Here is a 26,680-nt window from a genome sequence, read left to right on the forward strand (position 1 = left end):
GTTTACAAACCGTAAAGATAATCATCGTCCTGCATGGCTTCAACTTCACCAAGTAGATATCCGTTACCAACTTGGGAGAAGAAGTCATGGTTAGAAGTACCTGTTGAGATACCGTTCATGATGATTGGGTTGACATCATCCGCTGAGTCAGGGAAGAGCGGGTCTTGTCCCAAGTTCATGAGAGCCTTGTTGGCGTTGTAACGAAGGAAAGTTAAGACTTCTTCGGTCCAGCCGACTGCGTCATAGAGGGAGCGCGTGTAGCCTTCTTCATTTTCATAAAGTTGGTAGAGCAGGTCGTACATCCAGTCACGAAGTTTGTCCTGTTCTTCCTCGGACAATTCATTGAAACCAAGTTGGAACTTGTAGCCAATGTAGGTACCGTGAACAGACTCATCACGAATGATTAACTTGATGATTTCCGCAACGTTGGCCAGTTTGTTGTTACCAAGATAGTAGAGTGGCGTGAAGAAACCAGAGTAGAAGAGGAAGGTTTCTAGGAATACGCTGGCTACTTTCTTTTCAAGTGGTGTACCAGTTTCATAGATTTCATTGATAATCTTTGCCTTGCGTTGCAAGTATTCGTTGCTGTTGGTCCATTCGAAAATTTCTTCAATCTCAGACTTGGTGTTCAAGGTTGAGAAGATAGAAGAGTAGGATTTTGCGTGAACAGACTCCATGAATTGAATATTGTTGTAAACAGCTTCTTCGTGCGGTGTACGAATATCGTTTCGAAGAGCTTGGACACCTGTTTCAGATTGAAGGGTATCCAGGAGGGTCAATCCACCGAAGACCTTACCAACCAAGTCTTTTTCATGGGCAGTCAGTTTCCGCCAGTCATCCAAGTCGTTTGATAATGGGATACGTGTATCGAGCCAGAATTGCTCAGTCAACTTTTCCCAGGTTGACTTGTCAATTACATCTTCAATAGCGTTCCAGTTTATGGCTTTGTAGTAGGTTTCCATAGTTATCACTTTCTTTTATCGAAATATCTATACTATTGTATCATATTTTCTGCTAAAAAACGCCCCAAGGACGTTCTTTAGATTGGTTTGTGAATGTCACAATTTTTCCTGCCTAGTAAGCGCCACTTAGGTACCGACCAAATAGTTAGTACTGTTTATTCATTGGTTACTTTAGCATAAGTGTCTTACGACACGCAGAAACTGAAGACGATATTTCTTCAGTTTCGAAGTTAGTGAGGTAGTAAGCCACTTAGGTACTGACCAAATAGTCAGTACCGTTCATTCATTAGATGCTTTAGCATCAATGAATGTTAGTGTCTTGAAATCGAGTTCGGGCTAAGGACTTGGCAAAAAAGATAAATCCCTTTGAGATGCAAGACATCTCTGCGGTATTTCCTATTTTTGCTGTGTCCTTTTGACGCCCTCACATCTTAGATTACACAACTCTCACATTGGTTTGCACCGACTTCTTCGCCGTCATCGGTAAAGGTACGGATGTAGTAGATTGACTTGATACCTTTGTTGAAGGCGTAGTTACGGAGGATGGAGAGGTCACGCGTTGTTTGCTTGTTCTCTTTTTTCCATTCGTAGAGTTCTTTTGGAAGCTCGCTGCGTAGGAAAAGAGTGAGGGACAAACCTTGGTCCACGTGCTCAGTTGCAGCTGCGTAGACATCAATGACCTTGCGCATATCCATATCGTAGGCAGACTTGTAGAATGGAATGGTTTCCGTTGCCAAACCAGCTGCTGGATAGTAGATTTTACCGATTTTTTTCTCTTGGCGTTCTTCAATCCGTTGGGTAATCGGGTGAATAGAAGCAGAAACATCGTTGATGTAGCTGATAGAACCGTTTGGTGCAACAGCCAGGCGGTTTTGGTGGTAAAGACCATCTGCCATGACTTTCTCACGGAGGTCAGCCCAATCTTGTCCACTTGGAATGAAAATGCCTTCAAAGAGTTCTTTCACACGGTCAGATTGAGGTTGGTAGTCACCAGTCACATACTTGTCGAAATACGTACCGTCCGCGTATTTTGATTTGTCATAATTATGGAAGGTTGCCTTGCGTTCACGGGCAATATTGTTTGATTCTACCAAGGTCCAGTAGTTGAGGAGCATGAAGTAGATATTGGTAAATTCCACAGCTGTTTTTGAACCGTAGTCGATCAGATTCTGGGCCAAGTAAGAGTGAAGTCCCATAGCACCAAGTCCGATAGAATGCGCACGTTCATTTCCAGCCTCGATAGACGGCACCGCAGAAATGTGCGAATGGTCAGTCACGTAAGTAAGAGCACGTGTCATGGTACGGACAGAAAGTCCAAAGTCAGGCGATTTCATCAGGTTGACGATGTTGGTCGAACCAAGGTTACATGACACATCTGTACCCAATGTTAAAAATTCTTGCTTGTCATTGATGACGCTTGGAGTTTGAACTTGAAGAATTTCTGAACAGAGGTTAGACATGATAATCTTGCCGTCAACAGGATTGCTACGGTTGGCTGTATCAATGTTGATAACATAAGGATAGCCAGATTCCTGTTGAAGTTTAGAAATTTCAGTTTCTAGGTCACGTGCCTTGATTTTTGTCTTGCGAATGCGTGGGTTTGCTACCAATTCATCGTACTTTTCAGTAATATCAAGGTAGCTATATGGTACACCGTACTCTAATTCCACAGAGTATGGGCTGAAGAGGTACATATCTTCATTTTTACTTGCCAATTCATAGAACTTATCAGGAACAGTAATACCCAACGACAAGGTCTTCACACGAACCTTCTCATCGGCATTTTCTTTCTTAGTCGAAAGGAAGGAAATAATATCTGGGTGGAAAACATCCAAGTAAACAACTCCAGCTCCTTGGCGTTGTCCAAGTTGGTTAGAGTAGGAGAAGCTGTCCTCAAAGAGTTTCATAACCGGGACAACACCAGATGCTGCACCCTCGTACCCCTTGATTGGAGAGCCTGCCTCACGCAAGTTGCTAAGGGAGATACCGACACCACCACCGATACGGGACAATTGCAGAGCAGAGTTGATAGAACGTCCGATGGAGTTCATGTCGTCTGTGACCTGGATGAGGAAGCATGATACCAACTCACCACGGCGGGCACGGCCTGCGTTGAGGAAGGAAGGAGTAGCTGGTTGGTAACGCAAATGAATCATTTCGTTGGCCAAGTTGAGTGCCAACTCTTCATTACCCTCTGCAAAATACAAGGCGTTGAAGAGAACGCGATCTTCCATGCTTTCCAAATAGTAGGCACCGTCGTTTGTCTTGAGGGCGTACTGGTTGTAAAACTTGTAGGCTGCCATGAAGGACTTGAAGCGAAAGTTTTGGTCTTTCAAGAATTGATCGATTTTGATGATAAATTCTGGACTATACTTGTCCAAAAATTCTTTTTCAAGGTAATTCTCTTCTACTAAATAAGCAATCTTGTCCAAAATGGAATCAAATTGTTTGGTATTTGGGATAACATTTTCCTTGAAGAAGGCCTTAACAGCTTCTTGGTCCTTGTGGAGAGGAATCTGTCCATTGACAGGACGGTTGATTTCGTTATTTAAACGGAAGTAGGACACATCGCCTAATTCTTTCAAACTCATAATCGCAATCTCTTTCTATGAATAGTAGCTAAGGAGGTAGTTTTTAAACTAGTGCCTTTAATTTTGCTGGTTGGAAACCTGAAAAACTTTCTGTTTCTGTTTCGATGACAGGAGCAGATGAAAAACCTAGGCTTTTCACATGTTCGATGTATTCTGGTTGCTTGTCCAAGTTAATTTCTGTATAGGCTACATTGTGTTGGTCAAGAAATTTCTTGCTCATTTTGCATTGCACACAGTCATTTTTTGAATAGATAGTGACCATTCACGTTCTCCTTTATTATTTGGGTATAAAAATCCCGATTTCGTTACCAGTCTAGAATACAAGATTTCGTGGTTAAAGTCAAGATTAATAAACTAAATATTGTGTTTATTGTTTTAAGTGACACTATATATTGTGTAAACTGTTGATGCTAGGCCATTTTTCAATGTTTACATTCTTTATCCTATATTAATGTAAGGTAAATAAAACACGTTGATGTTACATGATGTTACACGTAAAGTGATGAAAGCCTTGTCATTTTATTAAGTTATCATGTATAATATATAAACCTAAAATGTCGAGGTGATTCAAATGGAGAAAAGGTTTACAAGTTACTTATATCTTGGAAAAGATGAATATCGATATTTCGATTTGAAGGCAGCCTGTCAGGCTAGCGGGGTGGATATTCATACACTTCCCTATACTATTCGAGTGCTTTTAGAAAGTCTTCTCCGTAAAGAAGACGGTATCGATGTTGTGAAATCTCACATCGAAAATCTGATTGCCTACCAGGCAACTGCTCCGCAGGGAGAAATTCCCTTCAAGCCAAGCCGAGTTATATTGCAGGACTTCACTGGTGTGCCAGTTGTTGTTGACCTAGCTTCTATGCGTGATGCCGTTGTCAAACAAGGGGGCAATCCAGAAGTTATCAATCCAGAGATTCCTGTTGACCTAGTTATCGACCATAGTGTGCAGGTAGATGTATTTGGGAAAGGGACAGCCTTGGAAGAAAACATCGCCTTGGAATTTGAACGAAACCAAGAGCGTTACCAATTTTTAAAATGGGCAGAGCAGTCATTTGACAACTACCGAGCAGTTCCGCCTGCGACTGGAATTATCCACCAAGTCAACATTGAGTTTCTAAGTGATGTCATTATTGAAAAAGACGGCTGGCTCTATCCTGATTCCATGTTCGGAACAGACAGTCATACCACCATGATCAACGGGATTGGTGTGCTTGGTTGGGGTGTCGGAGGGATTGAAGCTGAGGCGGCTATGTTGGGTGAGGCTTCCTATTTTCCAGTGCCAGAAGTGATTGGCGTGCGTCTGGTGGGGCACATGCCTAAGGTAGCAACAGCTACAGACCTAGCCTTGAAGGTCACTCAAGTTTTACGTCAGGAAAAGGTTGTTGGCAAGTTTGTGGAGTTTTTCGGACCTGGTCTTGCTTCTTTGACCTTGGCAGATCGTGCGACGGTTGCCAATATGGCTCCTGAATACGGAGCAACCTGTGGCTATTTCCCAATCGATGCGGAAACCCTCAATTATATGCGGTTGACCAATCGTTCAGAAGAGCAAATTGAACGGACAGAAGCCTATGCCAAAGCTAATCATTTCTTCTATGATACAGAAAATATTCCAACCTATACCAAGGTTATTGAATTGGATTTGTCCAGCTTGACCCCGTCCATTTCAGGGCCAAAACGGCCACAGGATTTGATTGAGTTGGCACATACCAAGGAAGAGTTTCAGGCTAGTCTTGTCCGTGAAGCAGGGGTGCGTGGTTTTGGTTTGGAAAAGGAAGAGTTAGAAAAGACGGCAACCGTCACCTTCCATTCAGGTCATAAGGAGGATATTCAGACTGGGCATGTTGCCATTGCGGCCATTACTTCTTGTACCAACACTTCAAACCCATACGTTCTCCTCGCAGCAGGGATTTTAGCCAAAAATGCTGTAGAGCGAGGCTTGACTGTTGCTAAGACGGTAAAAACGTCCTTGGCACCAGGTTCTAAGGTTGTTACTGGCTACTTGCGGGACTCAGGTTTGCAGACCTACCTAGATGCCCTTGGCTTTAATTTGGTCGGCTACGGCTGTACTACTTGTATCGGAAACTCGGGCGATTTATTGCCAGAAGTAGCTGAGGCTATCAAAGAGGAGGATTTGCTGGTATCGGCCGTTCTATCGGGGAACCGCAACTTTGAAGGGCGGATTAACCCCTTGGTCAAGGCCAATTTCTTGGCTAGTCCACCACTCGTTGTTGCCTATGCCTTGGCTGGTAACATGAATTGCGACCTGACTAGCGAGCCTTTAGGTTTTGACAAAGCAGGGCAGGCTGTTTATTTGGCAGATATCATGCCAAGTCGGGATGAAGTAGATGCCTATGTCGAACGTTATGTTACGCCAGATTTGTTCAAGGAAGAATATAAACAAGTCTTCACAGACAGTCAGGCTTGGAATGCGATTGAAACAGAAGCAAGTAAAAATTATCAGTGGGATAAACAGTCAACCTACATTCAAAATCCGCCTTACTTTGACAATTTGAAAGAGGATTTGACTTTGGAACCGTTGCGAGATCTAGCTGTTCTAGCTAAGTTTGGAGACACAGTTACTACCGACCATATTTCCCCAGCAGGAAATATTGCTCGGACAAGTCCAGCAGCACGCTATTTGGAAGAAAATGGTGTTGGCTTCATGGACTTCAACTCCTATGGTAGCCGTCGGGGGAACCATGAAGTTATGATGCGCGGAACCTTTGCTAATATCCGCATTAAGAATGAACTGGCGGACGGGAAAATTGGCGGCTGGACCCAGTACCAAGGTGACATCGTGCCAATCTATGATGCAGCTATGGCTTATCAGGCGGCGGGTATCGGTAGTTTGGTCATTGCAGGAAAAGACTACGGCATGGGTTCTAGTCGAGACTGGGCGGCCAAGGGAGCTAGCTTGCTGGGAGTTAAGGCTGTTTTGGCAGAATCCTTTGAACGTATCCACCGTTCTAACCTAGTTATGATGGGTGTCTTACCTTTGCAATTCTTAGAAGGACAGACAGCCGAAAGTCTTGGTTTGACAGGTTTAGAACGCTATAATATTGATTTGCCAGCAGAGCCAGAAGTTGGCCAGTTGATTCAAGTTCGGGCGATTTCGGAAGAAGAGACCAAAGAATTTCAAGTTCGCCTGCGTTTCGATGCAGTAGCAGATATTCGTTACTACCGTCACGGAGGCATTTTACCCATGGTGGTTAGAAAGAAATTAGGAGGAGCAGTATGACAGACAGTCAAGGTTTGAAGGACATGATTGCCTGTGAAACACGGATTTGTGCCATTGAAAATGAGGCACTATCCTATGCAGGTTATGATATTTCGGAGTTGATGGACAACAATGCTTCATTTGAGGAGGTCATTTATCTTCTGTGGAATCTGCATTTGCCGACCCAGATTGAGCTGAATTACTTTGAAAAAAGTCTGCGATCGGAGTATGCTATCTCTGATGCGGTGGAACAGTGTATTTTAATCCAATCCCGTAAGCACCTCCACCCCATGAGTGTCCTTCGTTCTACCGTTTCTCTTCTCGGTGTTTACAATGTGCGGGCTGAGGAAAGTTCTTTAGAAGCCCTCTATGACCAGTCCATTCAGATTATGGCCAAGGTTCCGACCATTATTGCCAGCTTTGCCCGTTTCCGTCAGGGGCTAACCCCTATCGAGCCAAGGGAAGACTTGGGTTTTGCGGCCAATTTCCTCTATATGCTGACAGGTGAGGAGCCGACTGAGCTACAGGTCAAGGCTTTCAACAAGGCCCTTGTCTTGCACGCAGACCATGAGCTCAATGCCTCTACTTTTGCGGCACGGGTGACGGCTTCTACCCTGACAGACCTCTATTCCTGCGTGACGACAGCTATTGGTACGCTGAAGGGGTCGCTCCATGGCGGAGCAAACGAGCGAGTTTTCGATATGCTTCTAGCTATTCAGGAAAGCGGGGATACAGAAGGCTACTTACAGCAAAAATTAGACTCCAAAGAAAAGATCATGGGCTTTGGGCACCGCGTTTATCGGACGGAAGACCCACGGCAAAAATATCTGAAGGAAATGGCCAGAGATTTAACGCTTGGAACAGAAAACGAGGCCTTCTATCAGTTGTCTCAGGAAGTAGAAGACTTCATCAAACATAAGAAGGGCTTGATTCCCAATGTCGATTTTTATTCGGCAACGGTTTACCATGCTCTCGGTATTGACAGTGATATTTTTACATTGATTTTTGCCATGAGCCGCATGGCAGGGTGGATTGCCCACGTACAAGAGCAACGCAAGAACAACAAGCTAATTCGCCCGCGTTCTTCTTATTTAGGTGCACGCAATCTGACCTATCTGCCTATTGGAAAGAGGTAAGTGATGACAGAATTGATTCAAATGAAAGACGGGCACTTGCTGGTGCCAGATAGTCCAGTTATTCCCTATTTTGAAGGGGACGGAGTTGGTCAGGATATTTGGCCGGCTACGCAGGCTGTCGTAGATAAGGCAGTAGAGAAAGCTTATGGAGGTCGTCGCCGTATTGTCTGGGAACAGGTCCAGGCAGGAGAAGCGGCATTTGAAGCTCTCGGTACCTATCTGCCAGATGAGACTATTGAACGAGTGAAGAAGACTTTGGTGGCTATCAAAGGTCCTCTTGGAACACCTGTTGGGAAAGGTCATCGTTCTCTCAATGTTGCCTTGCGACAGGACTTGGACCTCTATGCCTGTGTCCGTCCGATTCGCTATTTTAAGGGGGTGCCGAGTCCTCTCAAGGAGCCTGAAAAGACACAGATGACCATTTTCCGTGAGAATACAGAAGATATTTACGCGGGTATTGAGTGGGATAAAGGAACAGAGGAAGTGGCTCAAGTGCTAGCTTTTCTACAAGAAAAAATGGGTGTTAGCAAGATCCGTTTCCCAGAAACCTCCAGTATCGGTATCAAACCCATTTCGCAAGAAGGCAGTCAACGGCTAATTCGGGCTGCGATTGACTATGCCTTGAAAGAAAAATTGACGACCGTAACCTTGGTTCACAAGGGCAATATCCAGAAATTTACAGAAGGTGGCTTCAGAAAATGGGGCTATGAGTTGGCTCAGGCTGAATATGCAGACCAGCTAGCGAGTGGGGAATTGATTGTCAATGACATCATTGCTGATAATTTCTTGCAGCAGGTTCTTCTAGCCCCAGAACAATTTCAGGTTGTTGCCTTGACCAATCTAAACGGTGACTACGCTAGTGATGCCTTGGCGGCTCAGGTTGGTGGGGTTGGCATTGCTCCTGGTGCCAATATCAATTACCAGACGGGACATGCTATTTTTGAGGCGACTCATGGCACTGCTCCAGATATTGCGGGTCAGAACAAGGCAAATCCATCTTCCTTATTGTTATCTGCAGTAATGCTCTTGGAATATATCGGTTGGAAAGAAGCGGCAGACGAAATTGTGCGAGCGCTTGAGAATGCATTTTCTAGTAAAGTCTTTACGATTGACCTGGCTCAGCCCTCTAAGGTGGAGGCAAGATCCACATCTGAATTTGTTGATTATTTAATAGAAGTGATTGGGGGACTAAATTAAATTTCTCCTATTTTAATCAGTTGAAAATCTGAAAGTGGACAAAAAAATCTTGAAAATGATTTCAAAAAGTGGTATAATGCTCTTTGTAAGGGTTATCATTGGGTAACCTACAATTTTTGATAAAATAAAGGAGAATCCAACTATGGCTTCAAAAGATTTCCACATTGTGGCAGAAACTGGTATTCACGCACGTCCAGCAACTTTGCTTGTTCAAACAGCTAGTAAATTCGCTTCAGACATCACTTTGAACTACAAAGATAAGTCTGTAAACCTTAAGTCTATCATGGGTGTTATGAGTCTTGGTGTTGGCCAAGGTGCTGACGTAACAATCACTGCTGAAGGTGCTGATGCTGACGACGCAATCGCAGCAATCACTGAAACAATGGACAAAGAAGGATTGGCATAAGAATATGACAGAAATGCTTAAAGGAATTGCAGCATCTGACGGTGTTGCCGTTGCTAAGGCATATCTACTCGTTCAGCCAGATTTGTCATTTGAAACTGTTACAGTTGAAGATACAAATGCAGAAGAAGCTCGTTTGGATGCAGCTCTTGAAGCATCGCAAAACGAGCTTTCTCTTATTCGTGAGAACGCAGTAGCTAGCCTTGGTGAAGAAGCCGCAGCTGTATTTGATGCGCATTTTATGGTTCTTGCTGACCCAGAAATGGTTGGTCAGATTAAAGAAACAATCCGTGCTAAGAAAACAAATGCAGAAACTGGTTTGAAAGAAGTAACGGATATGTTTATCGCGATCTTTGAAGGTATGGATGACAACCCATACATGCAAGAGCGTGCGGCAGATATTCGCGACGTAACCAAGCGTGTCTTGGCTAACCTTCTTGGTGTTCGTCTTCCAAACCCATCTGCTATCAATGAAGAGTCAATTGTTATCGCGCATGACTTGACACCTTCAGATACTGCACAATTGAATAAACAGTTTGTAAAAGCCTTTGTAACCAACATTGGTGGACGTACAAGCCACTCAGCTATCATGGCTCGTACACTTGAAATCGCTGCTGTTTTGGGTACAAATAACATCACTGAAATTGTTAAAGACGGCGATGTTCTTGCTGTTAACGGTATCACAGGTGATGTTATTATCAACCCAACTGAAGAACAGATTGCAGAATTCAAAGTAGCCGGTGAAGCTTATGCCAAACAAAAAGCTGAATGGGCTTTGTTAAAAGATGCTCAAACAGTTACAGCTGACGGTAAACACTTTGAATTGGCAGCAAATATCGGTACACCGAAAGACGTTGAAGGTGTAAATGATAACGGTGCAGAAGCAGTTGGTCTTTACCGTACAGAATTCTTGTACATGGATTCACAAGACTTCCCAACTGAAGACGAGCAATACGAAGCTTACAAGGCTGTTCTTGAAGGTATGAACGGCAAGCCTGTTGTGGTTCGTACAATGGATATTGGTGGTGATAAGGAACTTCCTTACTTCGATCTTCCACACGAAATGAACCCATTCCTAGGTTTCCGCGCCCTTCGTATCTCTATCTCTGAGACTGGTAACCAGATGTTCCGTACTCAGTTGCGTGCCCTTCTTCGTTCATCAGTACATGGTAAACTTCGTATCATGTTCCCGATGGTTGCCTTGTTGACAGAATTCCGTGCGGCAAAAGCAATCCTTGAAGAAGAAAAAGCGAACTTGTTGGCAGAAGGTGTAGCAGTTGCGGACGATATCCAAGTTGGTATCATGATTGAAATCCCTGCAGCAGCAATGATTGCAGACCAATTTGCTAAAGAAGTTGACTTCTTCTCAATTGGTACAAACGACCTTATCCAGTACACAATGGCAGCAGACCGTATGAACGAGCAAGTTTCATACCTTTACCAACCTTACAACCCGTCTATCCTTCGCTTGATCAACAACGTTATCAAAGCTGCACATGCAGAAGGCAAATGGGCTGGTATGTGTGGTGAGATGGCTGGTGACCAACAAGCTGTTCCACTTCTTGTAGGTATGGGCTTGGATGAGTTCTCTATGAGCGCAACTTCTGTACTTCGTACACGTAGTCTCATGAAGACACTTGACACCGCTAAAATGGAAGAATATGCTCACCGTGCTTTGACAGAATGTGCTACGGCAGAAGAAGTTCTTGAACTTCAAAAAGAGTATGTTGATTTCGACTAATCATTGAAAAAAGCAGGGATTGAATCCTTGCTTTTTTTACTGTTCACAAAATAGACTTGCCGGGGCAAGTCTATTTTAGTCTTTAGTTCTTCTGATAAAACTTATTGTGCTGATAGATAGGATCAAAGGTTAAGTTGATACCTAGTTTACGGAGAACGCTCTTGTCTTCATCGGATAGGATAACGGTTGAGTGGGCTTCGCTACCATTTAATTGGCCCAATTCTTTCATGGCACGTGCAGCAAGAGGGCTGTCTTGTGCGGTGATAGCAAGGGCGTTAAGGATTTCACTTGCATCGAGTCGTGTATTTGTCTTATCCAGATAATCTGCCTTCAATTCTTGAATTGGACGGATGTAGTTTGGTTCGATGAGAAGTGTTTCATCATCGATTTTAGCAATTTGCTTGATGGCATTGAGTAGGACAGTTGCAGTTGGCTTGAGGAGGTCGGACGTCTTACCTGTGACAATCTCACCATTTGGCAACTGAATAGCAAGGGCAGGGCTAGTTGTCAGCTCTGCTTTTTCGCGTGCAGCGATAACAACCTTACGATCGGCTGGTGTCACGCCGACTTCATTCATGAGGAGTTCAATCTTTTTAACTGCTTGCTCACCAATCCGCTCTGCCTTGAAATCAACGAGTGTCTGATAGTAGCGGCGGATGATTTCTTGCTTGGAAGCCTCAATAGCAGCTTCTTCATCTACGATAGAATAGCCCACCATGTTAACGCCCATGTCAGTTGGTGAAGCATAAGGGGATTTGTTCAAAATACGTTCAAAGGTGCGGTTGAGGACAGGGAAGACCTCGATGTCACGGTTGTAGTTGACCGCAGTTTTGCCGTAAGTTTGCAGGTGGAAGGGGTCAATCATGTTGAGGTCGTCCAGGTCGGCAGTTGCTGCTTCGTAAGCCAAGTTTACTGGGTGGTGGAGTGGCAAGTTCCAAACTGGGAAGGTTTCAAACTTGGCATAGCCAGAAGTTACCCCATTTAACTGGTCATGGTAGAGCTGGGAGATACAGGTCGCTAATTTCCCTGAACCAGGTCCAGGTGCTGTGACGACAACCAGATTGCGACTGGTTTCAATGTAGTCATTTTTGCCCATACCTTCTGGTGAAATGATGTGGTCGATATCAGAAGGATAACCCTTGATTGGGTAGTGGAGATAGGACTTGATGCCATGTTTTTCCAACTGTTTGCGGAAGGCATCTGCTGCTGGTTGGTTGCGGTACTGGGTAATGACCACAGAACCAACATAAATATCAATATCATTGAAGGTATCAATCAAGCGGAAGACTTCTTGGTCGTAAGAAATGCCTAGGTCGCCACGTGCCTTAGAATGTTCGATATTGCTGGCATTGATGGCGATGACAATCTCTACTTGATCTTTTAGCTCTTGGAGGAGTTTGATTTTATTATCTGGTTCATAGCCAGGAAGTACACGGGCTGCGTGGAAATCTTCCAACATTTTTCCACCAAATTCCATATAGAGCTTGCCTTCAAATTGGGCAATACGCTCTAAAATGTGATCACGTTGCAAATTCAAGTATTTAGTTGAATCAAATGCGATTTTTTTCATTATAAATATGTCCTCCAAATGTGTATTTATCTCTGGGAAAACAAAAAATAGCTCCCTAAAACTAGGGAGCCTTTTCTCCGACCTCTCAAATGAGGTGCCCGAACAATACTATAACAAACTGTGCTAATCTTGTCAAGAAAAAGTCAGATAGTAAGGAAATTAAACAATTGCTTAAAAAATATTTAATTTTTATAAAATTAAATATTGACTTTATTTAAATAAAGCGTAAAATAATATTAAGTAAATATTTAATTGATGTTTAAGGAGATGTTTATGAAAAAGTTGATTCACAATAAATTATTTCTATCCAGCTTTGTAGCGGATTTGATTTCCAACTTTGGTGACACACTCTACTACCTAGCCCTGATGAACTATGTCTTACTTCTACCAGATACCAAGTTTGCCTTGGCTATGATTACCGCATCTGAAACCTTGCCGATTTTGGCTGGCCTCTTTATCGGGATTTGGGCGGACAAGACTAAAAATAAACTGGATACCATTCTTGCAACCCTGCTGGTTCGTGTCGGCTTGTATGCCCTTGTTGGTTTCTTGATGGGTTTTACACCAGCCCTCTGGGTTGTAGCAGTCGTTTGTGTGGTCAATTTCCTATCTGACTTGGCTGGTCAGTATGAAAACGGCCTTTATATGCCACTTAGCCTGCGGGTCTTGGAGGCAGAAGACCGTGAAACTGCTATGGCCTTTAAGAACACCGTGGGCGGAATCTTGATGATTGTCTTTCGATCCAGCGGTGCCATCCTGATCGGATTTATGTCCTATCAAAACCTAGCCTTCTTCAACGCTGGAACCTTCTTGGTCAGCCTTGCGATTATGGCAGGTCTGCGTCCAGCTTTTGCCAAGTTGTTGAAAGAAAATCCAATCCAAGAGGCTGATCAAACTGAAACAGAAGCAGGCATTATCAAGGAGATGCGTCAGAGTCTCAAAGAATCTTATCAAGCCGTTCAAAAGATTCCACTGCTAAAGGTTTCAATTCTGACCATTGCGGGCATAAATACAGTTTTTTCTGCCATATCTCCCTTGGTTATCCTGTCTATGAAGGAATTTTCAGACTTCGTGATTGTCAATTCTGGCATAACTCTTGCTTTGGTCTTTAATCTATTTTCTGTCGGCTACATCCTTGGATCTAGTCTAGGTATGGCTTTCTTCAAACATATCAGCTTGTCAAATCTGCTCAAGTGTTGTACAGTTTTGTCGGTCATCCTGTTTGTTGGCTTCTACCTTCATAATATTTATATTGTGATGGCGACTATCTTAGTCACTACCATGACGACTGGTATTATCAATCCCAAATTGTATGCCCTGATAATGAATGAACTACCCGAAGATAAATTGGCGACCATCAATGCAGGAATGGGGACTATATTTAATATTGGGATGCTTGCAGGTCAAGCCTTGGTCGCCCTTATGGTAACAATCTTATCTGTTACAAGCATTTCCCTCATCTTCCTCTTGCTTTCTGTAGGACTAGTAAGCTATACTATTCTTGTGGGGCGTAGGCCTAAAAATGAAGTAGTTGTTAAAGCTTAGAAAGTATGTGTATGAAATTAGATTATCGTGATTACCGAAGCGAAATTGTTGAAAAGTTCTTTATTCCCTTGATTGTCAAGGAGCGTGAGGAGCCGTTTGAAGCGGATTTTTCACAGAAAGAGAAAGACATTCTCAAAGATGCCTTGGATATTCGTGATGAGATTGAAGAAAAGTTGACAGATTTTCTTCAGGAAGTCAATCAAGTCTTTGTGTGGGGACATATTTTTAACATTTTGCATAGTCTTTATTTTTATCTCTTGAATGATGGGCAGGATCCAAAGACAGTCGAGGAGGCTTGTCAGCTGATCTTGGCCTTATCGCAAGAAGAGGTAGAAGATGCCATGCGGACCATGTTGGCGTCTGAAAATGACGGACATCGTGAGAAGACCCTCAGCCTCATGGAACTTTTGGAAAAAACGGATAAAAAGCCGGCAGATAAGTGGTACTGGTCATTGGCTATCCGTAATCCCCTGGAAACAGTTCAGCGGTCTGTCGATCTCCTGAACAAGCTACTCCCAATCTACCAGCCCTATTTTGAGCAGGCAAGGGCGGAGAGGGAAGAATTTGCTAGAGATTTTGACATTGAAAAACTCTACAGAGAATCCAAGCAGTTAGCCATGACCAGCTTGGATAGCTTGGGAGTGGAAAATGCTCCATTTTTTGTCCTCAGTCCATGGTGTTTCTGGTTTGCCTATTACGGCAATGAAGAATTTGACACTATGAAGGTTGCTCTTTTGGCTTCCTGTCGGATCGACCAGATTATGCTGTCCAATGATGAGCTGGATCTGGATGATTTGACAAGGGCTCTTAAAGTCATCAGCGACAGCACGCGTTATCAGGTCTTGGTGGAACTGACCAAGCCCCATGCCAAGAGCAAGGACATTGCAGAACGCCTGGCTATTACAGGGGCGGCAGTGTCTTTCCACACCCAAAAGCTGATTAACGGTGACTTACTTCTCTTCAATACAAAAAATAGCGATGTCAAATACAGTGTTAATCGCGACCTGCTCAAAGAGGTAATTGCTAAGTTGAAAGAGGATTTTGATTTGTAAAAAAGCCTTGTAAGTTTAGTCTTACAAGGTTCTTTTATGCTTAATGATTAACCAGCTGAGCAGTTGGCAAGTGATGATGGTGATAAAGAAAACCAGCCAGCCTTTCTGTATTTTGGTCAGGGAACTAGTTTCTAGGAAGAAAAAGCTGACTTCGACTGGGATAACATGGATAAAATAATAATAGCTGGCGTATTCTTTGAGAAATTGAAATTCCTTTTGGCGGAAGAGGTCTGTAGTTAGGGTCCAGGCGACTAGATAGGCTGTGAATGGAATCAGGCTAAATAGAAAGTTTTTGTCGTAGCCCTGATTGAGATAGATGATTGTAGCCTCAAAAGTTAAAAGAGCTATGCAGACAAGTAGTTTGTTTTTTTGTCGGTATTGGAAAATGGGTTGATTGAGTTTGTCGGCTAGATAAAAGCCTGTCATGACAAAAATCGGTGCGTAGAAGAGACCGTTGCGGCTGGTGAAAAAGAAGGTTTTGTAGCTGTCAAATGCGGTCAGGAAAATCGATTCTGCCAGGTAGGAGGCGTAGGTTTCGACTGAGCCTAGAAGATAGAGAAGGCAGGCTAGACAAGCTGTGATGCGCCAGCCCCATTTCTCCAAGGAAAAATGGACGAGGATAAGACCTAGAAAGAAAGCAGGCATGTACCAGAGTTGGTAGCTGGTGCCGGTGTAGGTCAGACCGACCAGGAGTGCGAGGGGATAGTAGGGGAGGGGAATTTCTTGGAGTGTTAGGTAGATGAGGTAGAAGGGGAGGTATAGGATGGACCAAGTCAGGTATTGTTTGCTGTAGCGGATGAGGTATTGTTTGGAGAGGCTGGGGTAGTTGCGTCTGAGGAAGAAGCTGGCTGTGACCATGAAGTAGGGAACGACCATGCGACTAAAGATGGATTTTTGGATGAAGTGGAGCTGGTCTGCTTCAAATAGTCTGCGACAATGGAGGGCAATGACTAGAACAGCTCCCACGAATTGAAAGAGGGAGAGGAGCGAGGTGTTGAGTGGTTTTGGTTTGTTTGGCATGTTAACTTCCTTCTTTTTTCTTCCATTTTATCGAAAAAGGATGGATATGTAAATGTTTACAAGAATAGGAGATAGTCTACTTGAGGAAAGCTAAGTTAAGAGGAGAAGTCCAGTGAAAAATATGGTATAATAGTAAATAGCCTGCCTAAGCAGGTAAACTAGAAAGGAGCAGGAGATGCACGCATTACAAAAAAAGCTGGCTCTTGAGTTTGGGATTGATTTTTCGGATTTAGCTTTGCTGGAAACGGCTTTTACCCATACTTCTTATGCCAATGAGCACCGCCTTCTAAAAATTTCACACAATGAACGCCTGGAATTTTTAGGAGACGCTGTTCTTCAACTCATTATTTCCAAATATTTGTACAAGAAATACCCTTATTTTCCAGAAGGGGAGATGTCCAAACTTCGCTCGACATTTGTGCGGGAGGAGTCTCTGGCTGGTTTCTCTCGTGCCTGCGGTTTTGATCGTTATATCAGACTGGGCAAGGGTGAGGAGAAATCTGGCGGCCGCAATCGGGATACCATTCTAGGAGATGCTTTCGAGGCTTTCTTGGGAGCTCTGCTATTGGACAAGGGAGAAAAGACCGTGGAGGCTTTTCTGTATCAGGTCATGATTCCGCAGCTAGAGGTCGGAAACTTCGAGCGGGTAACGGACTACAAGACAGCCTTGCAGGAAATCTTGCAGGTCAACGGGGAAATCGCCATTAGTTACCGAGTGGTTTCTGAATCGGGACCGGCCCATGACAAGATCTTTGAGGTGGAAGTCTTGGCAGAGGAGCGGGTCATTGGTTGTGGAAATGGTCGTTCCAAGAAATTAGCGGAACAGGCTGCTGCCAAAAATGCGGTGGAGGCCAGAGGATAAGTATGTATCTGAAATCAATTGAAATGCAAGGCTTCAAGTCCTTTGCAGATAAGACCAAGGTGGTTTTTGACCGTGGGGTGACCGCTGTGGTGGGGCCAAACGGTTCTGGAAAATCCAATATTACGGAAAGTCTGCGTTGGGCTTTGGGAGAGTCTTCTGCCAAGAGCTTGCGGGGCGGAAAAATGCCAGATGTTATCTTTGCGGGGACGGAAAGTCGTAAGGCTTTGAACTATGCCTCGGTAGTGGTGACCTTGGACAATGCCAGTGGCTTTATTTCGGATAAGTCCAAGGAAATCAAGGTGGAACGCCATATTTATCGGTCTGGTGATAGTGAGTACCTGATTGACGGCAAGAAGGTCCGTTTGCGTGATGTGCATGATCTCTTCATGGATACAGGTCTGGGTCGGGATTCCTTCTCTATCATTTCCCAAGGGCGTGTAGAGGCGATTTTTAATTCCAAGCCAGAAGAGCGTCGGGCGATCTTTGAAGAAGCGGCAGGGGTACTCAAGTACAAGACCCGTAAGAAAGAAACCGAAAGCAAACTGGCTCAGGCTCAGGATAATTTGGATCGCTTGGAAGACATCATCTACGAGCTTGACAACCAGGTCAAACCCTTGGAAAAACAAGCCCAGACGGCTAAACAATTCTTGGAACTAGATGGACAGCGTAAGGAGCTGTATCTGGACGTTTTGGTTGCTCAGGTCCTTGCTGGTCGTGAAAAATTGACAGCCAATCAGGAGGAGTTGGAAGCCGTTAAGGCGGATTTAACCAACTATTATGAGCTCCGTTCAAACTTGGAGCAGGAAAATCAAGATTTGAAACAGCAACGGCACCACTTGACCGAGCAAGTGGAGAGAGAGCAGGCTGTTCTCTTGGACCTGACCAAGCTAATCAGTGACCTGGAACGGAAAATCGAAGTCCACAAGCTAGAATCCAGCCAGAACGAATCCAGCAAGCAAGAAGCCCAAGACCGCTTGCAGACCTTGCAAGAGAAACGGGACAAGCTCAGCCAGCAGGTTGCAGGAAAAACAGAAACTATTGCAGATCTGAACAGCAAATTGGCTACTATCAAGGGTCAGATTGCAGAGTTGGAAAAAGAAATTGCCTACTTCTCAGAAGATCCTGAGCAGGTCTTGGACCACCTGCGTGAGCAGTATGTGGGGCTTTTGCAAGAAGAAGCAGATCTGTCTAACAGCTTGACCAAGGTAGAGCAGGACATTGCCAACCAGATTCGTCTATCCGAAAGCAAGTCAGAAGAAGTCCGTCGCTTGCAGGACGAAAAGGAAGCTGTAGCGGTAGAGGTTGAAATGAGCCAGGATGAGCGAAGCCAGGCAGAATCCAATCTTAGTCAGCTTTTGAAAGACTATCAACAACAGGCTCAGGCTGTTCAGTTAGCAGAACAGACCTACCAAAAAGAACAGGCAATGATGTTTGACCTCTTGGATCAGGTCAAGGCTAAGCAGGCTCGACAAGCTAGCCTAGAAGCGATTCTGAAAAACCATTCCAACTTCTATGCGGGTGTCAAGGCAGTCTTGCAGAATGCCCAGTCTATCGGAGGCATTGTCGGTGCAGTTAGTGAACACTTGACCTTCGATACTTGCTACCAGATGGCTCTTGAAATCGCTTTGGGCGGTGCCAGTCAGAATATCATCGTAGTGGACGAAGCGACTGCCAAGTCGGCTATCTCCTTCCTCAAACGGCAACGGCAGGGACGGGCGACCTTCTTGCCACTGACCACCATTAAGCCTCGACAGATTGCCAGTCATCACGAGGCAACTTTGACGACAGCGACTGGTTTTCTTGGTTTGGCCAGCGATTTGGTGACCTATGAGCCGCGACTCAGCAATATTTTTCAAAATTTACTGGGAACCATTGCCATTTTTGACACGGTTGACAATGCCAACCAAGCTGCTCGTGCAACCAAGTTCCAAGTGCGGATGGTGGCCTTGGACGGCTCTGAAATCCGTCCGGGAGGAGCCTTTTCCGGCGGTAGCAATCGCACCAATAACACCACCTTCATCAAACCTGAGTTGGACCAGTTACTTGGAGAAATATCAGAGCTTTCTAGTCAGTTGAAAACCCAAGAAGACAAGGTGACTGACCAAAAAGTTAGTCTGGACCAGGCTCGGCAAGAGCTTGAAACGATTAAAAGCCAAGGCGAAGAAGCTCGTCTGGCAGAGCAAGAAATTCGTCTCCGTCATGAGCAAGCAGAAGCTCGTTTACAACAAATCAAGAGCCTATATGACCTCCAAGTTAGCCAGACCAGTCCGACTATTTTGACAGAACTGAAAGACTTGGAAGCTGGCTATAAGAAAGACCTAACAGTCTTGGCAGCGAAGAAGGATCAGCTCAACCAGCAGATTGAAGAAGTTAAGAACAACCGCGATGCCATTCAAGAAAATCTGACCAACTTACAAGGTCAACTGTCTAGCTTGAAATTGGACCAGACCCAGTTTGTCAGTCAGCTTGGTTTTGAGCAGCCAGACCTGACACGGTTGCAGGAAGAAGTAGCAAGCACAGAAAAGGAAATCGGTCTGTTAGAAGACATCATCAATCAGAAAACCGTTGCTATGGATGATACCAGCATTGATGTTTTACAAGACCAACTGCAAGCAGCCCTTGCTAAACAAACAGAAACCAATCAAATTCAGATTCGTCTCAAGTTTGAATTGGAAGATATTGACGGGCAGTTTGAAGACTTAGAAGGTCGCTTGGACCAGGCTCGTTTGAAGAATGATGATCTGATTCGCAAGCAGGCTAAGCTAGAAGCGGACTGTGAGCAGGCTGGCGACAAGCTCATGGGCTTGCTGTCCAATCTAAGTGAGCAATACAAGATGACCTTTGAAGAAGCTCAAAGTAAGGCCAAAGCAGTGGAGAATCTGGCTCAGGCAGAGGGACAGGTCAAGGACTTGGAGCGAGCTATTCGTGCCTTGGGACCAGTTAACTTGGATGCTATTGAGCAGTATAATGAGGTCAATAACCGTCTGACCTTCCTCAATGAACAGCGTACGGATATTTTGTCGGCGCGTGATTTGCTTTTGAATACTATTCATGAGATGGATGATGAAGTCAAGGAACGCTTCAAAGTGACCTTTGAAGCCATTCGCGAAAGTTTCAAAACGACCTTCAAACAGATGTTTGGCGGTGGCTCTGCGGACTTGATGTTGACCAGTCCAGACATACTGACTGCGGGTGTGGAGATATCTGTCCAGCCTCCGGGTAAGAAAATCCAATCGCTCAACCTGATGTCTGGTGGCGAAAAAGCCCTCTCGGCCCTCGCTCTGCTATTTTCCATTATCCGCGTCAAGACCATTCCTTTCGTCATCTTGGACGAGGTGGAGGCAGCCTTGGATGAGGCAAATGTTAAGCGTTTTGGGGACTACCTCAATCGCTTTGACAAGGATAGCCAGTTTATCGTCGTGACCCACCGGAAAGGGACTATGGCGGCGGCGGATGCCATGTATGGGGTGACCATGCAGGAATCTGGCGTGTCCAAGATTGTTTCGGTTAAACTGAAAGATGTGGAGGATTTTGCAAAATAGACTTAGAACCCTTGGGATTTTCTCAAGGGTTTTGTCTGTGGATATGGTATAATATAAGGAGTAGGAAAAGGGGAAGAAGATGACGTATAAGAAAATAATCGCGACAGATATGGATGGGACATTTTTGCGAAATGACCATGGATTTGATGCCACTCGCCTGCGGAATTTGCTAGTGAAATTTCAGGAAAATGGCTACTTGTTTGTAGCAGCAAGTGGGCGTTCTCTGCCGAGTCTCAAACAGTTGTTCGAGGAATTTTTAGATGATATTGCCTTGGTAGCTGAAAATGGGGCTGTAGTCGTTTATCGAAATCAAACTATTTATTTAGATGATCCGATCGAGCCAGAGACTTATCTATCCTTGGTGGAAAAGCTGGTTAAGAGTGGTTATGTGGCTCCACAACATGTTACCTTGTCTGGCTTGAAGGCATCTTATATGCTGGAAACTTTAGAAGATAAGCTATACAAGGAGCTATCAGATTATTACCAAGACATTGTCCTGCTTCCACGATTTGAGGATATTTCAGAAGATATTATCAAGTTAAATCTTTATATTGGTGAGGATATTCGAGCAGAAGCGCAAGAATGGATAAATCAACATTTTCAACAATTAACTGCGGTAACGACTGGATTTACTTCGATTGATATTATTTTGTCAGGTGTACACAAGGGAATTGGCATATCTAAGTTGTGCCAACACTTTGGATTGACAGGAGATGATCTAATTGCCTTTGGAGACAACCAAAATGATCTGGAGATGTTAAAACAGGCAGCAGTCTCAATCGCAACTGCGAATGCCATAGATGAGGTAAAGGCTCAAGCAGACCTAGTCATTGGTCATTGTGATGATGAATCTGTCATAGAATACATGGAGGAATTAGTAAATGGCAATTAAGTTGATTGCGTTGGACTTGGACGGAACCTTGCTGACATCGGATAAACGGATTTCAGAGGCCAATAAAAAAGCTTTAAAGGCTGCACGTGATCGAGGTGTCTATGTGGTTTTGACAACTGGCCGTCCCTTACAAGCCATTGGCGCTTTTTTGGAAGAATTGGATTTGCTGGGTGAAGAACAGTATTCCATTACCTTTAATGGTGGTCTGGTTCAAGAAAATACAGGTCGGGTTTTGGATAAGGTAGGCTTTACCATCGAGGAAGTGCGTGCCATTCGTCAGGTGACCAATGAGTTAGATTTGCCACTTGATGCAGTCTATGGAGGGGATGTATACTCTCTACCAGCTGCCCACGAATCTCTCTATTTAACTGCTAACCCTCTTTTGAATAAAATCAAGGTGACTGATGACGAATTGCCAGAGGACTTCGTTTACAATAAGGCAGTATCAGCAGTAGATGCAGATTTCTTGGATGCACAAATTCCGAAAATTCCTGCGGAATTGCACGAACGTTTTGAGATTTTCAAATCGCGTGATATTTTACTTGAGTGGAGCCCCAAAGGTGTCCACAAGGCAAATGGTTTGGCTAAGTTGATAGCTCATCTAGGCATTGACCAGTCAGAAGTCATGGCCTGTGGTGATGAAGGTAATGACTTGTCTATGATCGCATGGGCAGGTTTGGGTGTTGCCATGGCCAACGCAACTGATGAAATCAAGTCGGCTGCCAAGCTTGTTCTGCCAAAAACCAACGATGAGGATGGGATTGCCTGGGCAATCGAACATTATGTATTAAACGAGGACTAGTATGGGATTATTTGATCGATTATTTGGACAAGAAAAACAAGAAGAGCAAGTCTCTCTTGTTGAGGAAGTGGAGACGGAACAGTTAGATTCTAGTGAAGACACAGAAGTATCTGAAACTGAATCAGTTGCTCAAGAAACTGCTGTTGCAGAGGATCCTGCGGAGAATGCAGACCTCTCAGCAGAGCAAGAAGCTCAAAAACAACGGACTTTGGATATGATGGCCCAGTATTATGCTGCCAAGGAGGCTGCTGCGGCCCGTGTCAAAGAAGCACAGGAGCTGGGGCTTGACCCAGCTATTCAAACCAAGGCCAAAGAAGAGCCTGTTGAGGAAGTTGTTCCAGTAGAGCAAGAAAGTGAGCAGGACAAGTACCAGCGGACCTTGAAAAAGACCCGTACAGGCTTTGGGGCAAGGCTCAATGAGTTCTTTGCCAACTTCCGTTCGGTTGATGAATTATTTTTCGAAGAGTTGGAAGAAATGCTGATTTTGTCAGACGTAGGTGTGCAAGTTGCTTCTACGCTGACAGAGGAGCTCCGCTATGAAGCCAAGCTACAGAAGGCTAAAAAGACGGAAGAACTCCGCCGGGTTATCATCGAAAAGTTAGTGGATATTTACGAAAAAGACGGTCAATTCAGCGAGCAGATCAACTTCCAAGACGACCTAACGGTCATGCTCTTTGTCGGTGTCAACGGTGTTGGGAAGACGACGTCTATCGGTAAGTTGGCCTACAAGTACAAGCAGGCTGGCAAGAAGGTTATGTTGGTCGCAGCGGACACCTTCCGTGCGGGTGCGGTAGCCCAGCTGGTCGAGTGGGGACGTCGTGTCGATGTGCCAGTGGTCACTGGTCCTGAAAAGTCAGACCCAGCCAGCGTGGTCTTTGATGGGGTAAAACGTGCCGTGGCAGAAGGCGTGGATATTCTCATGATTGACACAGCAGGTCGCTTGCAAAATAAAGAAAACCTCATGGCAGAGCTGGAAAAAATCGGTCGCATCATCAAGCGGACTCTGCCTGATGCACCGCATGAAACCCTCTTAGCGCTAGATGCCTCGACAGGACAAAACGCCCTTAGTCAAGCCAAGGAATTTGCGAAAATTACTCCATTGACAGGTCTTGTTTTGACCAAGCTAGACGGTACTGCAAAAGGTGGCGTCGTTCTGGCTATTCGTCAGGAGTTGGATATTCCTGTTAAACTGATAGGTTTCGGTGAGAAAATCGATGACATTGGAGAATTTAAATCCGAAGAGTTCATGCGTGGACTTTTAGAGGGATTGGTGTAATATTGAAAAAAAGTCGTTAGTTGAAAAACTAGCGACTTTTCTTATCTGTATGCAGTAGGGAGTAAATGGCAATATCCACAATACCACGATTGTTTCGAGCGGCTTGTCGGAGCGTTCCTTCATAGGTCATACCAACTTTTTCCATGACACGACCAGAAGGACGATTTTCACTATCGTGAACAGCCGTAATCCGTAAACAACCAACTTCTTCCAGCAGAAAGTGAGTGACTGCTTCAAGCGCTTCGGGCATATAATTTTGTCCCCACCATTTACTGCCTAACACCCAGCCCAATTCAGCAGCTTGGACTCTTTCATCAAGGCTGACAACGGAAATATCTCCAATAGGTTGCTGATTTTCTTTGAGCTCAATTACCCACCTGTACGCTTTTTCTTGTGAATAGGATTGAAGACAGAACTGGACGTAGTCTTCAGTATCTTGGAGTGTCTGATGAGTTGGCCAGGTCAGATAGGTACTAACCTTTTCATCTGAAGTCCAGTTTTGGAAAACGGGCTCAACATCTGTTGCTTGAAAAGGGCGCAAAATTAGTCGTTCTGTTTCTAAAATCTGAGTTCCTTTATGTTGCATCTCATTTCCTCCTCAACAATGCCTCAATCCAGTCGGGAGCATAGGCAGAAGTACAGCCTTTTGGCACCTTCATATCGGAATAGACAGCAAGTTCCTGACCGATTGCAAGACCTTGCTCCAGATAGTCAGGATAGGCAACTGCAATCTCCACCAAGCATTGGTTCATGGTCCATTGGACAAGCGGGTCAGCGGTTTGCAAATGCTGGCGAATTTGGTCTAGAGTTTCTTCAATTTCTTGATTTGAAGCGGATTTGCCAGCAAAGTATTTGGCACGGAGGAACCAGCCTAGGCGTTGAAAGATAGCTGGTTTTTGGGCAAGCAAGGTTTCTTCCCAAACCCTGCTGTCTTTTCGTTTGCTGAGAATGATAGAAGCCAGCTTGTCTAAGACATTGACTGAAACCTCTCCATTGAGGCAGTTTTCTAGGTCAGCTTGGGGAAGCTGGTCAGGCTTGTTTTTGGCAATTTGAATGGCTAAATATTGTGCCTCTAGGACCCCTGTTTGCCAGAGTGGAACAAACAAGTCCAGTCGATTTTTATAGGCCTTGGCGATACCAGAAATAGCTCCCATAGGAACGCCGTAGTAGGGCTTGGTTTCGCCAATTTTTTCATAGCGCTTGAGGGTGCCAGCATGACTGGCTGCTTCAAGTTGGGTGAGAATGGTATTTAGTTCAGTCATAAATATCTCCGAAAAAAACTGGATGGCTCCAGTTTTCATATATTATTTCAATAAGCCACGTTCACGATACCAGACATCAGGTGTCCAAACCCACTTGCAGCCGTAGCTTTCTAGCAAATCAAAGGCTGCTTCAGGTCCCATGGTTCCTGCTGGGTAGGTGTGGAGTGGGACTTGGTTATTTGCCCACAAATCAACAATGCGGTCAATCAAGCTCCAGCTTGCTTTCACTTCTTCCCAATGGCTAAAGTTAGTAGAATCACCATTTAGCACATCGAAAAATAGTTTTTCGTAGGCTTCAGGTGAATTACCAAGTGCCGTTGCATTGTGGCGGAAGTTGAGTTTGGCAGGAGTAAGAGCAAAGTGGGAACCAACTTCCTTACCGTTGATAGAGAGCATAAAGCCTTCAGTTGGTTGGATGAAGATGGTCAAGACATTGGCTTCAGAAGGCTGACCAAAAATATCTTCCGCATGTTTGAAAGTGATGGTCACGCGCGTACCCTTTTCGGTCAGGCGTTTACCTGTACGGAAGAAGAAGGGAACATCACGGAAGCGGTCGGTATCAACGAAGAAGACACCTCCTGCAAAGGTTTCCGTCTGAGAACCTTCTGCGATATTGGGTTCATCCAAGTAGCTAACATAGTCTTTTCCGTCGATGGAACCTGCTTCATATTGGCCACGGATGAAGTTGCGCTTGAGGTCCTCATCAGAAGGCTGACGAAGGTGTTGGAAGACCTTGATTTTCTCCGCACGGACATCTTCCTCTTTGAAGCTGGCTGGCTTATCCATTGCTAAAAGGGAAAGAACTTGGAGGGCATGGTTTTGCACCATATCTTTTAAGGCGCCAGAATGATCGTAGTAGCCCCCACGGTCCTCAACACCAATCGCTTCAGCAAATGTAATTTGAACGTTATCAATGTAATCACGGTTCCAGATATGCTCAAAAATGATATTGGCAAAGCGAACCGCAAAGATATTTTGCACCATTTCCTTACCTAGGTAATGGTCGATACGGTAGATTTGGTCTTCATTGAAGGCTGCTGCCAATTCATCATTGAGTTTGGTAGCTGTAGCAAGGCTAGTTCCGAAAGGTTTTTCAATAATCAAGCGTTCAAAACCTTGTCCATCAACGATTTGTTCAGATTTGAGATGTTTGGCAATGGTTCCGAAGAATTCAGGAGCCATGGATAAGAAGAAGACTTTGTTGTGCTGAGTGTCGTATTTTTCACATAAGTCATCTTGTAATTTTCTAAGAGCAACGTAATGTTCGGTATCATTTACATCATGGCTCTGGTAGTAGAAATGACTTGCAAATTCATGAGCTTGACGTGGTGTGTCAGGCAAATCACCTAGTGATTCAATGACAGTTTGTTCAAAAAATTCCTTGGTCCAAGGTCTGCGAGCTGTACCAATTACTGCAAAATTTTCTCGGATATGGCCTGCCTTATAAAGACGGAAGAGGGATGGATAGAGTTTGCGCTTGGCAAGGTCGCCACTAGCACCAAAAATTGTAAACAATACATGTGATGACATAATTTCATTCCTATCTGTTGAATATCAGTAATAGTATACCACAAATTGTCAGAAAATTCACTTTTTGCAAGGAT

General features: G+C 44.5%; 20 protein-coding genes. 12 read left to right on the plus strand and 8 right to left on the minus strand.

Going from position 1 to position 26,680, the window contains the following annotated elements:
* Window positions 1-2 precede the first annotated feature (2 nt).
* The 3 genes from nrdF to nrdH all read right to left on the minus strand — a co-directional run bounded on the left by nrdF (window position 3) and on the right by nrdH (window position 3,815).
* Window positions 3-962, minus strand: coding sequence for a class 1b ribonucleoside-diphosphate reductase subunit beta (gene nrdF, locus J5566_RS04865; protein ID WP_208562337.1), 960 nt, complete (start codon window positions 960-962; stop codon window positions 3-5).
* A 431-nt stretch (window positions 963-1,393) separates the two neighbouring features.
* Window positions 1,394-3,553: a class 1b ribonucleoside-diphosphate reductase subunit alpha gene (nrdE, locus tag J5566_RS04870; RefSeq protein ID WP_208562338.1), complete on the minus strand. Its 2,160-nt coding sequence runs from the start codon at window positions 3,551-3,553 to the stop codon at window positions 1,394-1,396.
* 43 nt (window positions 3,554-3,596) lie between these two features.
* Window positions 3,597-3,815, minus strand: coding sequence for a glutaredoxin-like protein NrdH (gene nrdH / locus J5566_RS04875; RefSeq protein ID WP_208562339.1), 219 nt, complete (start codon window positions 3,813-3,815; stop codon window positions 3,597-3,599).
* Window positions 3,816-4,124: 309 nt separating this feature from the next.
* On the opposite strand from nrdH, the gene acnA reads away from it, so the two are divergent.
* The 5 genes from acnA to ptsP all read left to right on the plus strand — a co-directional run bounded on the left by acnA (window position 4,125) and on the right by ptsP (window position 11,253).
* Entirely contained in the window at window positions 4,125-6,797 is a 2,673-nt protein-coding gene (gene acnA / locus J5566_RS04880; protein ID WP_208562340.1) for an aconitate hydratase AcnA, read from the plus strand.
* Complete coding sequence (locus J5566_RS04885) at window positions 6,794-7,912, plus strand: citrate synthase (protein WP_208562341.1); 1,119 nt, start codon at window positions 6,794-6,796, stop codon at window positions 7,910-7,912. The genes acnA and J5566_RS04885 overlap by 4 nt, the downstream gene beginning before the upstream one ends.
* Window positions 7,913-7,915: 3 nt before the next feature.
* Window positions 7,916-9,109, plus strand: coding sequence for an NADP-dependent isocitrate dehydrogenase (gene icd, locus J5566_RS04890; RefSeq protein WP_208562342.1), 1,194 nt, complete (start codon window positions 7,916-7,918; stop codon window positions 9,107-9,109).
* Window positions 9,110-9,251: 142 nt separating this feature from the next.
* Window positions 9,252-9,515: a phosphocarrier protein HPr gene (locus J5566_RS04895; RefSeq protein ID WP_018378296.1), complete on the plus strand. Its 264-nt coding sequence runs from the start codon at window positions 9,252-9,254 to the stop codon at window positions 9,513-9,515.
* A gap of 4 nt (window positions 9,516-9,519) precedes the next feature.
* On the plus strand, window positions 9,520-11,253 hold the full coding sequence (ptsP, locus tag J5566_RS04900) for a phosphoenolpyruvate--protein phosphotransferase (RefSeq protein ID WP_208562343.1): 1,734 nt from the start codon (window positions 9,520-9,522) through the stop codon (window positions 11,251-11,253).
* Between the two features lie 82 nt (window positions 11,254-11,335).
* Here ptsP and J5566_RS04905 read toward each other — a convergent pair whose 3' ends face one another.
* Window positions 11,336-12,823, minus strand: coding sequence for a DUF1846 domain-containing protein (locus J5566_RS04905; RefSeq protein WP_208562344.1), 1,488 nt, complete (start codon window positions 12,821-12,823; stop codon window positions 11,336-11,338).
* 273 nt (window positions 12,824-13,096) lie between these two features.
* Between J5566_RS04905 and J5566_RS04910 the strand changes: the two genes are divergently transcribed.
* On the plus strand, window positions 13,097-14,368 hold the full coding sequence (locus tag J5566_RS04910) for an MFS transporter (RefSeq protein WP_208562345.1): 1,272 nt from the start codon (window positions 13,097-13,099) through the stop codon (window positions 14,366-14,368).
* Window positions 14,369-14,379: 11 nt separating this feature from the next.
* A complete protein-coding gene (locus J5566_RS04915; protein ID WP_208562346.1) occupies window positions 14,380-15,420 on the plus strand; it encodes an ArsR/SmtB family transcription factor in 1,041 nt (346 codons plus the stop codon).
* A gap of 21 nt (window positions 15,421-15,441) precedes the next feature.
* Here the strand turns inward: J5566_RS04915 and J5566_RS04920 are convergent, their stop codons facing one another.
* Entirely contained in the window at window positions 15,442-16,440 is a 999-nt protein-coding gene (locus J5566_RS04920) for an acyltransferase family protein (protein ID WP_208562347.1), read from the minus strand.
* Window positions 16,441-16,615: 175 nt separating this feature from the next.
* Between J5566_RS04920 and rnc the strand changes: the two genes are divergently transcribed.
* The 5 genes from rnc (at window position 16,616) to ftsY (ending at window position 23,814) form a co-directional block, all read left to right on the plus strand.
* A complete protein-coding gene (gene rnc / locus J5566_RS04925; RefSeq protein ID WP_208562348.1) occupies window positions 16,616-17,302 on the plus strand; it encodes a ribonuclease III in 687 nt (228 codons plus the stop codon).
* Window positions 17,303-17,304: 2 nt separating this feature from the next.
* Entirely contained in the window at window positions 17,305-20,844 is a 3,540-nt protein-coding gene (gene smc / locus J5566_RS04930) for a chromosome segregation protein SMC (RefSeq protein WP_208562349.1), read from the plus strand.
* Between the two features lie 79 nt (window positions 20,845-20,923).
* Complete coding sequence (locus tag J5566_RS04935) at window positions 20,924-21,736, plus strand: Cof-type HAD-IIB family hydrolase (protein WP_208562350.1); 813 nt, start codon at window positions 20,924-20,926, stop codon at window positions 21,734-21,736.
* Window positions 21,726-22,538 carry a Cof-type HAD-IIB family hydrolase gene (locus J5566_RS04940; RefSeq protein WP_208562351.1) on the plus strand — a complete coding sequence of 271 codons (813 nt, stop codon included), beginning with the start codon at window positions 21,726-21,728 and terminating at the stop codon, window positions 22,536-22,538. The genes J5566_RS04935 and J5566_RS04940 overlap by 11 nt, the downstream gene beginning before the upstream one ends.
* Before the next feature lies 1 nt (window position 22,539).
* Window positions 22,540-23,814 carry a signal recognition particle-docking protein FtsY gene (ftsY, locus tag J5566_RS04945; protein WP_208562352.1) on the plus strand — a complete coding sequence of 425 codons (1,275 nt, stop codon included), beginning with the start codon at window positions 22,540-22,542 and terminating at the stop codon, window positions 23,812-23,814.
* Window positions 23,815-23,842: 28 nt separating this feature from the next.
* Here the strand turns inward: ftsY and J5566_RS04950 are convergent, their stop codons facing one another.
* Genes J5566_RS04950 through zwf form a run of 3 tightly spaced genes read right to left on the minus strand, consistent with a single transcriptional unit; the run spans window position 23,843 to window position 26,606 of the window.
* Entirely contained in the window at window positions 23,843-24,400 is a 558-nt protein-coding gene (locus J5566_RS04950) for a GNAT family N-acetyltransferase (RefSeq protein WP_208562353.1), read from the minus strand.
* A 1-nt stretch (window position 24,401) separates the two neighbouring features.
* Window positions 24,402-25,076 carry a DNA alkylation repair protein gene (locus tag J5566_RS04955; RefSeq protein WP_208562354.1) on the minus strand — a complete coding sequence of 225 codons (675 nt, stop codon included), beginning with the start codon at window positions 25,074-25,076 and terminating at the stop codon, window positions 24,402-24,404.
* A 42-nt stretch (window positions 25,077-25,118) separates the two neighbouring features.
* Window positions 25,119-26,606 carry a glucose-6-phosphate dehydrogenase gene (gene zwf, locus J5566_RS04960; protein WP_208562355.1) on the minus strand — a complete coding sequence of 496 codons (1,488 nt, stop codon included), beginning with the start codon at window positions 26,604-26,606 and terminating at the stop codon, window positions 25,119-25,121.
* Between the last annotated feature and the right edge of the window lie 74 nt (window positions 26,607-26,680).

Source organism: Streptococcus suis, from assembly GCF_017601095.1.
GTDB classification, from domain to species: domain Bacteria; phylum Bacillota; class Bacilli; order Lactobacillales; family Streptococcaceae; genus Streptococcus; species Streptococcus suis_Z.